Here is a 14,415-nt window from a genome sequence, read left to right as displayed (position 1 = left end):
GGCCCGACAAAGAACAGGCCCAGTCGGTGACCGGGCCTGTTCTGCCAATTACTGGCCATCTGGGGTGATCGAGGGGCTCGAACCCGCGACATCCGGTACCACAACCAAGGTCATTAGCAGTCAGGCGTCGGGCTCATCTGCATTTCGCCAGGTCAGCGACGTTACTCGGCACCCGATAACCACGCCTGACCTCCCCTGACCGCAGCTCCCGCTCCCCCGGCGCTCCCATCCTCGCTCCCAATGAGCAGGTCTCGTGCGTGGTTTTGTTCGCGAGTTTGGGCACCAGATGTCGCTGACTTTCGGCACCACCGAGATCTCACCTATTTTGATGTTCGCGAGTTTGGGCACCACCCCAAGCGGGACCCGCTCACGTGTCGTCGGCCGGGAACACCGTTCACGCACCGTGACGGGTGTCTGAAACAGGGCACGCCTTGTCTGCGGCTAGATGAGGATGCGTCCGGAGAGTTGCTGTCTGGGCGGCGCTGGCCGCTCATCGGCGGCGAAACACGTGACAGTCGAATAGACGCTCTCAGCAGTAGGACTGACTCACACGACCACCGCCGCATGCCTGCCGATTCCGTATACCCTGCTGGGAGACATTGATGGCTGAGAGGAACCATCTGTGAAGCTCTGGTTGGCCGCCGCTTTACTGGCTGCCATCGGTCTGCATATGGTGGCACGCCCCGCTGCTGTCGCCCGGCAGTCTAGGTGGAAGTTCCGCAACAGCGAGGGGCTCGAGCCGAGTCGGGTCTACGTGTGGCTGATCCGGCTCTGCGGAGTGGCGTTCGTCGCCGGGGCGATCGGCCTGGTGCTCGAGTCACGGGGCTGATCCCGGACGACCACCCTCGTCCAACTCGTGTGGGTGGCCGGAGCTCCCTGGATTGTGGAGAAATCTTTCCAGGCCGCGGAGGGCCAGGCCGGTCTCGACCAACACCACGTTCCTAACCTCGAGCCTCTCCGGAAGGCTCACCTTGCAGCTCGTCATCGCCTACGTGGCGATGACGATAACGACCATGGCCAGCTTCATTGCAAGCATGGTCGGCGCACTCTCACCGGCAGGTCCGCGCACCCACGGCTCAGAGGGGCTTCATGAGCGCCTGCACGCAGCGTGAGCGGGCTCCTGAGAGACCGTCGCCGCCACCGGGCGGTCAAGATCCGCGAGTGGTGCCGGTTCTCACGAACATTACGGCGAGCGGTGCTGGCAAAGTGGTGCCGAAAGTCGCGAACACTTGGTGCCCAAACTCGCGAACGAAGCCACGTGCGGGTGGCGGCGCAACGGCATCTATCTGACACACTCGCTGCTCAGTGACGAACACCCGGACACGCTGGCGACGATTGCCACGTTACGGGCATGGAAAGGCGAGGCCGAGCGGCTAAACCGAATCATGCTGACGTCCCTGCGGTGTAGTACTGGGGCACGCCCCAACGCCACACGACCCGCCAGCACCAGTCCTTTGATCTTGGGGGGACTGTGGATCCTCGCCTCCGGAGGGCGAGATCGTCACCGAAGTCCCATGCCCGTTGATCAGGTGTGGAGCGGAATCCTGGCCTAGCTGTCGGACGAGTTCGGTAAGCATCCGGTACAGGCGGTCCCGTCGCTGGCTGCAGGCCAAGGTCGGCGCACCGCTTGCCCGGCGCAGCCACGTCTGCACATCGGAGAATCCGTACCGAGCCGATCGTGGGTGCCGTGCAGTGGTTAGCGGCTCAGTCCCGCCTGCTGGGGTCGATGAACGCCGATCCAGGTCTCGACGTCCCCGGCCAGCCAGACTTTGCCCTGTTCCAGGTCGGCGACGGGCTTTGGAGGTCCGCACGACTGGTGATCTGATAAGGCCGCTGTCGGCTAACTCCGCCGAGCCTGACCCGGATTTCGTGGGCACCCATGAGGTGCAGTCGCGCGCCCACCATGCGGTATGACTATAGTCATGGGCCTATCCTCAGCCAAGGGTCACGTCTCGCTGGACGGCAATCCGGGTAGCCCCAAACCCCTGGACCGCCTGAGCGCCTGTCTCTGCAGGTTCCGCAGGTGGAGCACGGCTAGGTGATAGAGGTCGCGGCTGTCGTGCGGTGTTGCGTCACAGTTTAGTCATCCCCATCGGGTTAACGGCCGTACGGGCGATTGAGAGCCGAGCACCCGTACGGTCTTGGTATATGGGTGGCATCTTGAGTGGGTGTGCCGACAAAGGTCGAAGCCGTTGCACCTCCCGCGGCGCCCACCAGTCGCCGGGCGCCCTACTTCGGATCCTCCGGCTCTGAAGGGCTTTAGAACTTCTCCGCCTCTTTGAGCATGCCCTTCTGGTTAACGGCCCGCGGGCGGTTGACAACGGAGCACCCCGAACGGACTTTGTGGTGTCGGCGGAATCGCGCCGGCTATCGACTGGCCCGAGCTGTTGCGGCTGCTCGGCCAGGAATTCCGGGCGCGTCCGGCCGTGTTCCCGATGAGCCAGGAACCGTTACGATTCGGTCATTCTGATGTGCTGATCATGGCCGGTGCAGGCACCCGGCCAATTGCATCAATTCGGGCGCCATCGCTATTTGCCAATGTATCGGGTAACCGCGGCCGGTTGCCGGTCCTGTATGGTCGTCGCTCATCAAGTTCGGGACTCATCATGGGGGATGGAATGCAACTGACGAGACGCCTTGCACTTGTCTTCGCGGCGGCGGTCGCGGCAACTCCTTTGGCGGTACTGACCGGCGGTGTGGCGGCAGAAGCGGGGGCCACACCCGGTGCCACCGGCCTCGCGGCGGCTAAGTTCTCCAAATGCGTGGAAACGCAGGGAGCCTCGCGTGCACATAATGCCCAGGTACAGATCTTCAAATGCAGCTACAAAATCCACCAAAAGTGGGTCTTCGTGAAGCTTAGTGACGGAACGTACCACATCATCAACGACAAGAGCGACCTGTGCATGAACGTGAAGGGTGGCTCCAAGGCCAACAGTGCCAAGGTCGTTCAGTTCCCCTGCCAGGGCGTTGCGACCAGCGACCGTTGGCGAATGGTCAAGGGCCACTTCTACGAGAACGGGGTCAAGCACGAACGCGGCGACTTCCAGCTCGTCAACGTCGGTAGCGGGAAGTGCCTGAACGTTCAGGGCGGCTCGGGCCGTGACGGTACAGATCTGATTCAGTTCACGTGCAGCAAGATCCCCGATGTCGGTTACCCGAAGGACACGAACGACATGTTCGCCTTCTCGACCGGCCAAGGGCCCGTCCTGGCCTGACGGACGTCCGCAGCAGCGCCGACGGCCAGCACTCCCGGCCGACTTCAGCACCACACGGAAAGGGCTGCCGCGTGCGCGGCAGCCCTTTCCGTGCCAGGCGGACGGCCGCCCTACCCGGAACCGCCGGGGTCGTAAAACGCAGCGGTGGCGGGTCGCAGGGCCCTCTCACCTATCTACGGAGCCCGCCGATGGTGCGCGGCATGGCGAGCCAGTCCTGGGCCGCCTGACGGCATTCCCGCACCGCGATGACCTCACTCTCGTCGCCGTAGTCGACGGGCCGGCCGTCCACGATGCCCGACAGGTCGGCCCAGACCCGGTAGAGCTCACCGGCACCAGGAAGGTCATCGCGGTACGGCGGCTCGGTCAGCGCACCCATCAGCTCGCCCACCACGGCGATCGGGTTCTCGGCCGGGTCGAGGACCCGCCGCATGTAGCTCGCGGTCATCGTGACACTGGCGTTCACCGGCAGGCGATGGAGCGAGATCGTCGGGCTGTCGCCGACGTGCATCCGGGACGATGCAATCGACGTCCACTGGAAGCTGTACGAACTCAACGGGCGCTTCTACCGCGGTCGCCCCAAGGACGGATCCATGCGCACGGTGGTCGTCCCGCCGTTCCTGCCGGAGCTGCTGGCGACACACCTGTCATCGGGTTCACCGGTGCGCTGCAACTGCTCGGCTCGCACGGATGACGAGGCCATCGCTTGGTGCACGGGCGTCTCGTACGCGTTCCTGGGCTCGCGAGCCGGGCATTTTCGTAGATCCAACTACAGCGACCGGGCGTTCCGGCCGGCCGCCGACGGGTGGTATCCGCAGCGCTCCCCCGCCCGGCCGAGCATGCCGGTGCTGGTGGACCTGCAGCAGTCCTGGCCGGGACGGCCGTTGCCGTCGTGGCCGGCGGCGCGACCCGGCCAGCCGTACGTTCCGCCCCAGGGTCGTGGCCGTCCGAAGGTCTCGGACCAGCACCGGCTGGCCTGCTGGACGCCCATCCTGACCGGGCTCACGCCGCACGGGTTGCGCCACGGATACCAGACATGGATGGACGAGGCCGGCTATGTTCTGCAGTCGCACCAGATGGGGCATGAGGTGCCGGGGATGCGGGGGCGTCTACAGTCACGTGACGTCACGGATGCTCGACGATCTGCGAGCCGTGCTGCAGGAGCTGTGGGTGGGCGCGCTGCGGGAGCGGCGGCGCTGGCGCCCCGGTCGTCGGTGGGCCTGCTGGATGCCGCGCTGGCCCCGTTCAGAGGTGCCGAATCGGGCTCCGTCCGGAGCGCTGCTCCCAAATGGCTCCCAAAATCGGGCACCTGATGGCAGAAGGGCCGGGCCGGTTTCCCGGCGCGGCCCTTCTGACCTGCTATTTCTCTGGGGTGATCGACGGGGCTCGAACCCGCGACATCCGGGACCACAACCCGGTGCTCTACCAGCTGAGCTACGACCACCATGCCGCCGCGCAGCGGTGTTCACCGCGGCACGCGCCGGACAATCATAGCCACACGCGCCGCCCGCCCGTCGAGCGGGTTCCCCGTACGCGCGGGCGGGTTGTCCGGACGGGCTACAGCTCGGCCGCGATCGCCCGGGCGGCTTCCACGTCCGGCCCGGGCTGAGGTACGAAGACCGTCCGGCGGTAGTACTCGAGCTCGCGGATGCTCTCCCGGATGTCGGCGAGCGCCCGGTGGGCGAGCCCCTTGGCGGGCTGGCCGAAGTACACCCGCGGATACCAGCGCCGGCACAACTCCTTGATCGACGAGACGTCGATCATCCGATAGTGCAGGTAGGAGTCGAGCGTCGGCATGTCGCGGGCCAGGAAGCCCCGGTCCGTCGCGATCGAGTTGCCGCACAGGGGCGCGGTCCGCGGGGACCGCACGAACTCCCGCACGTACGTCAGAACGGCGTCCTCCGCCTCTGCCATGGTGATCGCGGAGCGACGGACTTCCTCGGTGAGGCCGGACTTCGCATGCATGTCCCGCACGACCTCGGGCATGGCGTCGAGGGCCGCGTCGTCGGCGTGGATGACCAGGTCGACGCCGTCGCCGAGGACGTTGAGATCGGGGTCGGTGACCAGCGCGGCCACCTCGATCAACGCGTCCTTGCCGAGGTCGAGACCCGTCATTTCACAATCGATCCACACCAGAAGATCCGCCACGCGGACAGCCTACGCGTCGGCCGGTCGACGCGCTGCGCCGTCGGCCATACCAGCCGGTCAGGGACGTTAAGTCTGTTATGCACAATTTATGGCCAGATCTTCCCGGCAGCCCCGAGTCAGGGCTAAACTGTGCTTAACGGACGAAACCCCCTTCGGTTACTCCGTTCCCCCGGTAAAGGGCCCTCCACGTCGGCAGCGCGGAGGGCCCTTTCGCGTAGGTGACCCGAACGGCGTAGGGCCGCCCGACGAGGCGGCCCTACGTTTCTTGCTCGACTACTCGCTACGAGGTTTTGCAACTCCCCGGCCGGTGGGCTTGGTGGGGGGCTGCTCGTCGGCAGCGGTGTCCCGCTTGCGCCGGGCGGGCGTTCCGGCCAGGAGCTTCGCTGCCTCCTCCTGATAGTTCGACAATTGCGACTGCTTGGCGGCCTTCTCCGTGGCGGCAACCGCAGGCCTGGCGGCCTTCTCCGTGGCGGCAACCGCGGGCTTGGCCGCGCCGGCTGCCTTCGCCTCCACGGCGCCGGGAGCTGCCGAGGCCGCGACGGGAGCGGTCGGGTTGGTCGCGCCGGACCGCTGTCCGCTCACCGGTTTCGGCGGAGCGGACGCCTCCTTGACCGGCGCCGTTGACACGCCGGCCGCACCACCGACCGCAGTGCCCGTGTTGGCACGCGACCCCGCGGCAGCGTGGGCGGATCGGGAACTGCCGTCCTTCACACCGGTGTCCGACGACACCGCAGCGGATCGACCGGCAAGGCCTTGCGGCGGTGTCGTCGGTTGCTCCGCGGTCCGGGCGCCACCCGAGGCAGGCCGGGGGGGCGCGGCCTTCGACATCGTCCGGGATGGGCGATCGGACGGCGGCACGGGCGCCGCGGTACCGGCCGCCTCCGGGGAAGCCTTGACACCGGAGCCGCTCGGGACAGCACTACCCGGGCTCGGGGCACCCGACACCGGCGCCACCTGGCTCGGTACGGACATCGCGGAGTCCGTTCCGGGCTTTGCTGCGGCGGCCGGATTCTTCGAGGTCGGGCGCTGGGTGGCCGCGGCACCGGCGGAAGTGCCGGTCGGGGCGGCGCCGGTCGCCTTGGGCCCGAGGCCACCGATCTTCGGCCGCGCCGTCGCCTTCTTCTGCTCCGCCCGCGCAGCACCGGCGTCGTCCGCGGCCGCGCGCGCGGTGCCCGACGTGCCGCCGCCGCGCACCTTCGCACCATCCACCTTGGCGGCAGTAGCCGTGCTCGGGGCCGGCCGAACCTCAGCGGGCGTCGTGGACCCGGCCGCACCGGTCATGGTCGGTGACGGCTTGGCGCGGTCCGCCGCTGCGCTCGTAACCGATCCGGGCTTTGCGCCATCCGCGACACCGGTGACGCTGACGCCCGCTGCCCGAACGTCGGCACCCCCCGCACCGGGTTGGCTTGGACTGCCCGGGCGGATGGTCGGCGCAGCCGTCGCGGAACCGGCCGCGGGCGGGCCCGAGGTCGCAGGCTTGGGTTCCTTGCCGCGGGGCGTGGCTGCCCCATCGTCTTTGGCGGGTACGGCGGACGGCCCCTTCTGGTCGCGAACGCCGGGGACCGCCGGGAGTCCTGCGACGGCGGGGACTGCGGCGGCCGGCTTCGCGGCGGAGGGCCCGTCAGCAACCTTGCGCTGGCCGTCCGAAGCGGACTCGGAACCGGCATCGGCACCCGCCGGACGCAGTCCATCAGCCGCCACAGCCGGACGGGCCTCGGCACCCACCGGTCGCTGAGCCTCAGCCGCCACAGCCGGACGGACCTCGGCACCCACCGGACGCTGACCCTCAGCCGCCGCGGCCAGGCGGGGCGTGCGCTCGCTGTTCGGCGCGGTGGCCGGACGGGTCGCAGCGCCGGGGGCCTGTGGTTCGGCGCGGTTCGAGCCGGTTCGGGTCAGGCCGGTGGCTGCCCAGTCCGTGGCCCGGGCGCCGGTGACATATCCCCGGGCTCCCGGAGCGTCCTTGGCCACGACCTGTGGGGCGGGCTTGGACGACGGCGCCTTCGAGTCCGCTGCGGACGAGTCTGCTCCGGGCGTAGCCGCGTCGGCTGGGGTGGTACTCGACGCGTCGGCACCGCGTGATGCTGCCGCGGCCAGCGCCGCCGCGGCGCGCGCCTCGGTCTCCTTGGCGCGGGCGGCCGCTGTTTCGGCCACCCAGGCGCCGACCGCGGACGCTTCGAAAGCGGGGGCGCCGTCCGCGGGCGTACCCCGGCGGCGGATGGATCGGTATCCGGGCCGGCCGAACGCCGGCTCGGGCGTGGCGGTTCCGGGGCCGGACGCCGCGCTGCCGATCAGGCCGATCGGCTGGCCGGGCGCGGGCGACTTGCGCTGCGGTCCGGTTTCGCCGTCACCGGCCGCGCGGGCACGCTGCGGCGAGGACCCTGCTGGGGCACCGGCGCCGGGGCCGGAACCGGTCGACTGCGCGGGAGACCCGGGCTGGCCGGCCGTCGAGACCGGCGGGGCGTCCGCGCGTCCGGCCACGCCGTCCGCGGAGACGGCATCCGAATGCCCCGCATCCGCAGGGACGGCATCCGCGGGCACGGCATCCACGGGCACGGCATCCACGGGGACGGCATCCACGGGGACGGCATCCACGGGGACGGCATCCACGGGGACGGCATCGGAAGGCCCGGCCGCGGCACCGGGCCGGGACCTCTGCAACGGACGCAGCGGCGGCCAGCTCAGCTGCGGCAGTGAACGGCCGCTCTTGGCCAGGGCGTCGGCGAGCGTACGGGGGCGGGTGGCCGCGGCGTGCCGGCCGCCACCGGAACGCGGCAAGGGCAGCGGGAGGCCGATCCTCTTCATCAGCTCGGGCATCTGGCTGGGTTCGACCACGTACACGAGGTCGCGTCGGCGTACCGGCCAGGCGAGCAGGATCATGCCGCCCAGGACCAGCATGCTGCCGAACACGAACAGCGCCCATGTGGTGGTGTTCAGCCAGCCGGGGCGTACCTCGGCGGTGGTCTGCAGGTGCAGGTCGGCCTGTGCTGCGCGGCTCATGATGACCAGGCTGTACGGGCCACCGCGCAGGTCGTGTTCGGCCCAGTCGAGGGACCCGCCGGCGGCTTTGGTCCAGATCGCCAGTTCGCCGGGGCGTTTGGTCGGCGCGCGCCGCCCGGTGACCTGCTGGATGCCGACGGGCAGGGCGCCGGTGGCGAGGTCGATCGACCGTACGGTGGCGTGCGGCACGCCGTCGAGGTACGCGGCGGCCTTGCGGGCGGGGGCGATGCCGATGAAGGCCGGGCCGTCGGCGGCCGCGGCAGTCAGCCGTAGGCGTGTCCCACCCGAACGGGTGAAGGGGGCGTCGCGGCGCAGCAGTGCGTCGAGGTCGTCGACGACCACGGCGTACCCGGGCGTCGTCATCTGCTGGATGTTGCCGCTGAACGCGCCGCCCGCGTCGCGGTGCTGCATCACGGTCCACAGCACTGCTCCCCCGAGCAGGGCCGGTAGCCCGATGGTCAACATCAGCATGCCGAGGATCGTGCGGATCACCCGCATCAGCTTGTCCCCCTTTCCGGTCATACTCCGCAGACCATACAGACCGAAACGGCCGGAAAAAGGGCAAACAGGTACTTAGGTCCCGGGATGCATGACAACGGCCCGGCCGGGCCCCTTCAGGGACATCACCAGCCGGGCCGTTGCGGGGACGAGCTAGGAGATCTTGGCGGTCATGGTCACCGTGGACTGGTCGATGTCGCTGGTCCGTACCGTGAACTTGAACGTCCAGTCCCCGGCCGCGGGCAGTCCGACGTCGCCGATCGCGTGGAAGTCCGTGATCCGCAGCAGCGGCACGTCGATCGGCTCGATGCCCTTGGCGGGCAGGGCGGCGGTGGCCGTCCACTCCACCACCGGCAGCGGCTTGTTGTCCGGCGTGTACGCGTACAGGTGCAGGGAGTTGTTGCCGACCGTCGCGGGGAAGATGTCCACCTGCAACGACATCGACGAGTTCCGCAGCGTCTGGCTCACCGTGGTGTTCTTCGTCGCGGCGATCTCGGCCGCCTCGGCCGTGCGCGGCGGGGCGATCTGCACCAGCGCCGCGGTGACCGCCAGCACCACCGCGGACACGCCCAGCTCCACACCGACCAGCCGGCGCAGCGGACGCGGGCTCTCCGCCACGCCGCCCTTGCGCACCACGTTGCGGGCCACCGCCGCCACCGCGATCACCACCGCGGCCAGGCCGGCCTTGACCAGGATGAGCCGCCCGTACGTGCTGTTCACCAGGCCGTCCAGCGAGGCCACCTCGATCAGGGCTTGAACCACGCCGGCCAGCAGCAGCGCGCTCACCGCGGTGGCCGCCCACCGTGACCAGATCGGCAGGATCGCGGTCAGCTCCCGCGCGTCCGCCTGGGGCAGCAGGAACACCAGCAACATGAACAGCCCGCCCAGCCACACCGCCATGGCCGCGAGATGGATCGCGTCCAGCACCACGGAAACCCCGGCGACCGGGGAGGCGGTCGGGTGCCCGCTCAGCGGCCACGTGGCCAGCGCTGCCACCCCGAGCGCCCCGAGCAGGGCAAGGTCCGCCTTGGACTCGCCGCCGCCGGTCCGCAGCAGGGGCCGCAGCAGCACCGTGGCCGCGCAGATCACCCCGAGGCGCACCAGCATGACCGCGCCGAACGTGCTGCCCAGCACGTCGCGCACGTCACCGAACCCGAAGTCGAACAAGGACCCGCCGGTCGCGTACGGCGCCTGCAGCCACAGGGCCAGCACGGTGCTGCCCAGCACCAGGCCGATCCCGGTGTACACCACCCGGGCCGGGCCGCGGCGCGACAGCCGGTGCGGCCACAGCAGCGCCAGCACCAGCACCGGGCCGATCAGCAGCACCAGGCCCGCGTACCCGAGGTATTTGCCGACCGAGATCAGCGTGCGCACCACCGGGTCGCTCGCCGCGGCGTCACCCGCCCCGGTCGGCGGTGTCGACGTCTCGCCGACCGAATAGCTGATGCTGCCGCCGATCGGATGGCTGTCGGCGGAGATGACCCGGAAGCTCACCACGTACGTCCCGCGGCCACCGCCGGACCGCAGCGGGACCGTCACCGTGGCCCCGGCTGCCTGCGGGTCGCCGGAGTCGGCGCGCTTGCCGTCCGGGCCGAGGACCTGGATGCGGCCCTCGACCGGTTGGACCGACTCGCTGAACGTCAGCGTGACCCGGTTGGGTGCGTCCGGCACGATCGTGCCGTTCTGCGGGTCGCTGGCCACCAGCACGGCGTGCGCGCTGGCCGGGGCGGCCGGGCCCAACAGCACGGCGAGCAGCCCGAACAGCAGGCCCGCAGCGGCCGTGAACGCCCGGCGCCGGCGGAAACGGTCCTGGATCATGAGCGTCGCTGCCGGTGCGGCGGGAACGGCTGAGTCATGATCGACCGCCCGGAGTCAAGGGCGAGAGTGCGCGGGTCATGACGGCCATGCTCCCCGATGGGGGCACGCCGGGCCCACCCGGTCGTCGTTCCGCACTCTGCCACGGGCGGATAGTCGTCGGCACGGCCCGGATGGTTCCGGACGGCACCGACATTTTCCGCCGCGTACCATTGCCGCTCGTGACGCCCCCCGACGACGCCACCGCTCTCGCCCTCGCCGCCCGCGCCGGAGATCCCGCGGCCCAGGCCGCGTTCGTCCGTGCCACCCAGGCGGAGGTGTGGCGCTTCGCGGCCGCCCTGGTCGACCCGGGGGCCGCCGACGACCTGACGCAGGAGACCTACCTGCGGGCATTCCGGGCGCTGCCCGCGTTCGAGGCGCGTTCCACCGCGCGTACGTGGCTGCTCGGGATCGCCCGGCGCACCTGCGCCGACCACCTGCGCGCGGTCGTGCGCCGGCGGCGGCTGGACGCGCGGCTCGCCGCGCAGGCCTGGACCGAGACCCCGCACCCGGACCCGGCGCTGCGCCTGGGCACGGCCGACCTGCTGCGCGCGCTGAGCGAGGAGCGCCGGACCGCGTTCGTGCTCACCCAGGTCCTCGGCCTTTCGTACGCGGAGGCCGCGGACGTCGAGGGTGTGCCGGTCGGCACGATCCGGTCCCGGGTCGCCCGGGCCCGCGAGGAACTGGTGACCGCGGTCACCGCCGCCCGGGCCAGCTGAGAGGACCAACGGCCCTGGCCGGGACCGGGTTCCCGGCGGTTTGCTCGTGCGCGGCGGGTGATCGGGACTGCCAGCCGATTCACAGCGGTTCGGGGGAACCGCGCGACCCGCCGCCACCGACCAATGAGGCGTGAACATGGACACGGGGGACACGAGCCCACCCGCCCGTACCGAAGCCGTCTGGCTGTGGATCTCCACGGTGGCCCGGTTCGGGCTCGCCCTGGTCTGGCTGGTCGCGGGCGCCACCAAGGTCGGTGACCTGGCCGGATCCGGGCGCGCGGTCAACGCGTACCGGCTGATGCCGTACGACGCGGCCAAGGTGGTCGGGGCGGCGCAGCCGTTCCTGGAGATCGCCCTCGGGTTGCTGCTGCTGATCGGGCTGGCGGTACGGCTCACCGCGGGCATCTCCGCGGTCCTGCTGGTGGTGTTCATCGCCGGGATCGTCTCGGCGTGGGCGCGTGGGCTGGCCATCGACTGCGGCTGCTTCAGCCGCGGCGGTGACCTGGCCGCCGGCATCGACCCCAGCTATCTCTGGGAGATCCTGCGCGACCTGGGCTTCCTGGTCCTGGCCGGGATCCTGCTGTGGCGGCCACGCACCCGATTCTCACTGGACGGCTACCTCCTCGGCGAACTGCCTGCCGGGGAGGACACGAGCACCCTGGACGACTCCGGGATGGGGGAACGATGAGCAAGGCGGGCAAGGACCGGAACAAGGCCAAGCGGATCGTCGAACAGCAGAAGGCCCGCGAGCGGCGCCGCAAGGTGACGCTGTGGACCAGCGTCGCCGTGGTCTTCCTCCTGGTCGCCGCCGGCCTGGTCGGGTGGGCGGTCTCCTCGAACCAGCAGAGCGCCGACGCGGGCAAGCTGGTCGTCCCCGGCGTCGCGGTCGACCACGGCACCGCGTTCCCGGTCGGCTCCGGGCCGGTCGTGGTCGACCTGTACGAGGACTTCATGTGCCCGGTCTGCCGCGCGTTCGAGTCCCAGTCGAGCGCCGCGCTGCGCGAGCTCGCCGCGAAGAACGAGATCACCCTGCGGTACCACCCGGTCGCGATCCTGGACCGCGCCTCGCAGGGCACCCAGTACTCCAGCCGCTCGGCCGGGGCGGCGGCCGCGGCAGCCCAGGGCGGCAAGTTCGTCGAGTACCACGACGTGCTGTACGCGAACCAGCCCGCCGAGGACACTCCCGGGCTGACCGACGACAAGCTGATCGAGCTGGGCCGCACGGTCGGGCTCACCGACGCGACGTTCACCGACGCGGTGAAGAAGAAGACGTACGTGCCGTGGGCGGGCAAGGCCACGGACACGTTCTCCGCCCGCGGGTACAGCGGCACGCCCACGGTCGTCGTCGCGGGCAAGCAGGTGACCGGCCCGAACAACGGGATGCCCAGCACCGCCGACGTGACCAAGGCGATCGAGGCAGCCAAGGGGTGAGACGGCTCACCCTGATCCTCGCGGTGGCCGGTGCGCTCGTCGTACCGGCCACGCCTGCGTTCGCGCACGGCGGGGACGCGCCCGACGCCACCGCGTACCGGGTGGCGGTGACCGCGGTGAGCCCGCCGCAGCCGGGACTCACGGTGCGGGCCGTCGAGGCGGGGGCGCGGCTGGAACTGGTCAACCACACCGGGCACCCGGTCGAGGTGCTCGGGTACTCCGGGGAGCCGTACCTGGAGGTGCGCCCGGACGGGGCGTACGAGAATCTGGCCTCCCCCACCACGTACCTGAACCGCACCCTGGCCGGGGACACGCCGGTGCCCGCGGGCGCCGACCCGGCCGCGGCTCCGCGGTGGAGCCGGATCTCCGCCGGGCCGAGCGTGCGCTGGCACGACCGGCGTACCCGATGGCTCGGCGACGGCCTGCCGCCCGCGGCGGCGGCCGACCCGGCGCACACCCACCGCCTCAGCGACTGGACCGTGCCGCTGCGCGCCGCGACCAGCACCTTCGAGGTGCGCGGCACCCTCGACTGGGTGCCCCCGCCGCGGGCCTGGGCATGGTGGCTGGGCGCCGCGCTGCTGGCGGTCGCGGTAGCGGCCGCGGGCCGGTGGCACCGCCGGGCCGCCGGGGCGCTCGCTGTGCTCGCGGGCACGATCGTCGTCGGGTACGCGGTGAGCCGGGCGCTCGCCGGCACTCCCGGCGTCCTGCCGGCCGTGGTGGCGGCCGCCCTCGCCGTCCTGGCGGGCGTCGTGGCCGTGACCCGCGCATCCCAGCGTCCACCGGGCGCCGCGTTTCCGCTGGCGGTCGGCGGGGCGGTGCTGGCCGTGTTCGCGGGGCTGGCCGAGGTGGGGGTCTGGCGGCAGGCGGTCGTCGATGCCCCGGGCCCCGCGTGGTGCGCCCGCGCCGCCGTGCTCGTGGCGCTCGGGGCGGGGCTGGGCACGGCCGTGACCGGTGTCGCGGGTCTGCGTCGCAGATCCGAGGCCCCCGATATGGTCGACGCATGACTGAGACCGCCCGCCTGGCGCCCGGTGACCCCGCGCCCGAGTTCACGCTGCCCACGGACACCGGCGACAACCTCTCCCTCAAGGACCTCCGCGGCCGCCGCGTCGTGCTGTACGCGTACCCCGCCGCGATGACCCCCGGCTGCACCACACAGGCGTGTGACTTCCGCGACTCGCTCGCATCGCTGCAGGCGCACGGCTACGAGGTCGTCGGCATCTCCCCGGACGGCCCGGGCAAGCTCGCCAAGTTCCGCGAGCGGGACGCCATCACGTTCCCGCTGGTCGGCGATGAGGACAAGAGCGTGCTGACCGCGTACGGCGCGTACGGTGAGAAGCAGTTGTACGGCAAAACGGTCACCGGGGTCATCCGCTCCACCTTCGTCATCGACGAGCAGGGCCGCATCGAACGGGCGCTGTACAACGTGAAGGCGACCGGCCACGTGGCGAAACTGCGGCGCGACCTGGGCATCGACTGACCACGATTCCTGTGAATTCCGCGGATTCCTGGCTCGGCGGTCGATAAAACGGTCAGCCAAATGCCGTCCGTCGGCGGCG

General features: G+C 70.7%; 12 protein-coding genes, 1 tRNA gene and 1 pseudogene. 8 read left to right on the top strand and 6 right to left on the bottom strand.

Annotated features, from left to right (window positions below; translation table 11 throughout):
• The first annotated feature begins 622 nt into the window (after positions 1 to 622).
• Positions 623 to 829: a DUF6199 family natural product biosynthesis protein gene (locus ACMCNK_RS28480; RefSeq protein WP_412739416.1), complete on the top strand. Its 207-nt coding sequence runs from the start codon at positions 623 to 625 to the stop codon at positions 827 to 829.
• 867 nt (positions 830 to 1,696) lie between these two features.
• On the opposite strand, the pseudogene ACMCNK_RS28475 reads toward ACMCNK_RS28480, so the two are convergent.
• A pseudogene (locus ACMCNK_RS28475) lies at positions 1,697 to 1,881 on the bottom strand (DNA-binding protein).
• A gap of 506 nt (positions 1,882 to 2,387) precedes the next feature.
• Between ACMCNK_RS28475 and ACMCNK_RS28470 the strand changes: the two are divergent.
• On the top strand, positions 2,388 to 3,215 hold the full coding sequence (locus tag ACMCNK_RS28470) for an RICIN domain-containing protein (protein WP_412739415.1): 828 nt from the start codon (positions 2,388 to 2,390) through the stop codon (positions 3,213 to 3,215).
• Between the two features lie 169 nt (positions 3,216 to 3,384).
• On the opposite strand, the gene ACMCNK_RS28465 is transcribed toward ACMCNK_RS28470, so the two are convergent.
• Positions 3,385 to 3,660, bottom strand: coding sequence for a hypothetical protein (locus ACMCNK_RS28465; RefSeq protein WP_412739414.1), 276 nt, complete (start codon positions 3,658 to 3,660; stop codon positions 3,385 to 3,387).
• A 1-nt stretch (position 3,661) separates the two neighbouring features.
• Here ACMCNK_RS28465 and ACMCNK_RS28460 point away from each other — a divergent pair, with 1 nt between their 5' ends.
• A complete protein-coding gene (locus ACMCNK_RS28460) occupies positions 3,662 to 4,525 on the top strand; it encodes a hypothetical protein (protein ID WP_412739413.1) in 864 nt (287 codons plus the stop codon).
• 55 nt (positions 4,526 to 4,580) lie between these two features.
• Here the strand turns inward: ACMCNK_RS28460 and ACMCNK_RS28455 are convergent.
• From ACMCNK_RS28455 to ACMCNK_RS28440, 4 genes are all read right to left on the bottom strand, one after another.
• Positions 4,581 to 4,656, bottom strand: a tRNA-His gene (locus ACMCNK_RS28455).
• Between the two features lie 113 nt (positions 4,657 to 4,769).
• Positions 4,770 to 5,360, bottom strand: coding sequence for an oligoribonuclease (gene orn, locus ACMCNK_RS28450; protein ID WP_412739412.1), 591 nt, complete (start codon positions 5,358 to 5,360; stop codon positions 4,770 to 4,772).
• Between the two features lie 273 nt (positions 5,361 to 5,633).
• Positions 5,634 to 8,879, bottom strand: a complete 3,246-nt coding sequence (locus ACMCNK_RS28445) for a hypothetical protein (protein ID WP_412739411.1) — start codon at positions 8,877 to 8,879, stop codon at positions 5,634 to 5,636.
• A 129-nt stretch (positions 8,880 to 9,008) separates the two neighbouring features.
• Positions 9,009 to 10,673: a copper resistance CopC/CopD family protein gene (locus ACMCNK_RS28440; RefSeq protein ID WP_412739410.1), complete on the bottom strand. Its 1,665-nt coding sequence runs from the start codon at positions 10,671 to 10,673 to the stop codon at positions 9,009 to 9,011.
• Positions 10,674 to 10,891: 218 nt separating this feature from the next.
• Between ACMCNK_RS28440 and ACMCNK_RS28435 the strand changes: the two genes are divergently transcribed.
• The 5 genes from ACMCNK_RS28435 to bcp all read left to right on the top strand — a co-directional run bounded on the left by ACMCNK_RS28435 (position 10,892) and on the right by bcp (position 14,336).
• Positions 10,892 to 11,428 (top strand): sigma-70 family RNA polymerase sigma factor, encoded by a 537-nt coding sequence (locus ACMCNK_RS28435; RefSeq protein ID WP_412739409.1) that lies wholly within the window; start codon positions 10,892 to 10,894, stop codon positions 11,426 to 11,428.
• A gap of 136 nt (positions 11,429 to 11,564) precedes the next feature.
• Positions 11,565 to 12,116, top strand: a complete 552-nt coding sequence (locus tag ACMCNK_RS28430) for a MauE/DoxX family redox-associated membrane protein (RefSeq protein WP_412739408.1) — start codon at positions 11,565 to 11,567, stop codon at positions 12,114 to 12,116.
• Positions 12,113 to 12,859, top strand: coding sequence for a DsbA family protein (locus ACMCNK_RS28425; RefSeq protein WP_412739407.1), 747 nt, complete (start codon positions 12,113 to 12,115; stop codon positions 12,857 to 12,859). Before ACMCNK_RS28430 ends, ACMCNK_RS28425 begins: the two co-directional genes overlap by 4 nt.
• On the top strand, positions 12,856 to 13,863 hold the full coding sequence (locus ACMCNK_RS28420; RefSeq protein WP_412739406.1) for a hypothetical protein: 1,008 nt from the start codon (positions 12,856 to 12,858) through the stop codon (positions 13,861 to 13,863). Before ACMCNK_RS28425 ends, ACMCNK_RS28420 begins: the two co-directional genes overlap by 4 nt.
• The gene (gene bcp / locus ACMCNK_RS28415; RefSeq protein ID WP_412739405.1) at positions 13,860 to 14,336 is read left to right on the top strand and encodes a thioredoxin-dependent thiol peroxidase; all 477 of its coding nucleotides are present in this window, start codon (positions 13,860 to 13,862) and stop codon (positions 14,334 to 14,336) included. Before ACMCNK_RS28420 ends, bcp begins: the two co-directional genes overlap by 4 nt.
• Positions 14,337 to 14,415: the final 79 nt, after the last annotated feature.

Origin of the sequence: Krasilnikovia sp. MM14-A1259 (genome assembly GCF_047159535.1) — a bacterium.
In the GTDB taxonomy this organism is placed as follows: domain Bacteria; phylum Actinomycetota; class Actinomycetes; order Mycobacteriales; family Micromonosporaceae; genus Actinoplanes.
This window is presented reverse-complemented; position numbering and strand designations above follow the sequence as displayed.

Bases quoted from the DNA above. Each gene is read 5' to 3' on its own strand.
- ACMCNK_RS28425 (WP_412739407.1), top strand. From the start codon at position 12,113: ATGAGCAAGGCGGGCAAGGACCGGAACAAGGCCAAGCGGATCGTCGAA.
- ACMCNK_RS28440 (WP_412739410.1), bottom strand. From the start codon at position 10,673: ATGATCCAGGACCGTTTCCGCCGGCGCCGGGCGTTCACGGCCGCTGCG.
- bcp (WP_412739405.1), top strand. From the start codon at position 13,860: ATGACTGAGACCGCCCGCCTGGCGCCCGGTGACCCCGCGCCCGAGTTC.
- ACMCNK_RS28430 (WP_412739408.1), top strand. From the start codon at position 11,565: ATGGACACGGGGGACACGAGCCCACCCGCCCGTACCGAAGCCGTCTGG.
- ACMCNK_RS28465 (WP_412739414.1), bottom strand. From the start codon at position 3,660: ATGACCGCGAGCTACATGCGGCGGGTCCTCGACCCGGCCGAGAACCCG.
- ACMCNK_RS28445 (WP_412739411.1), bottom strand. From the start codon at position 8,879: ATGACCGGAAAGGGGGACAAGCTGATGCGGGTGATCCGCACGATCCTC.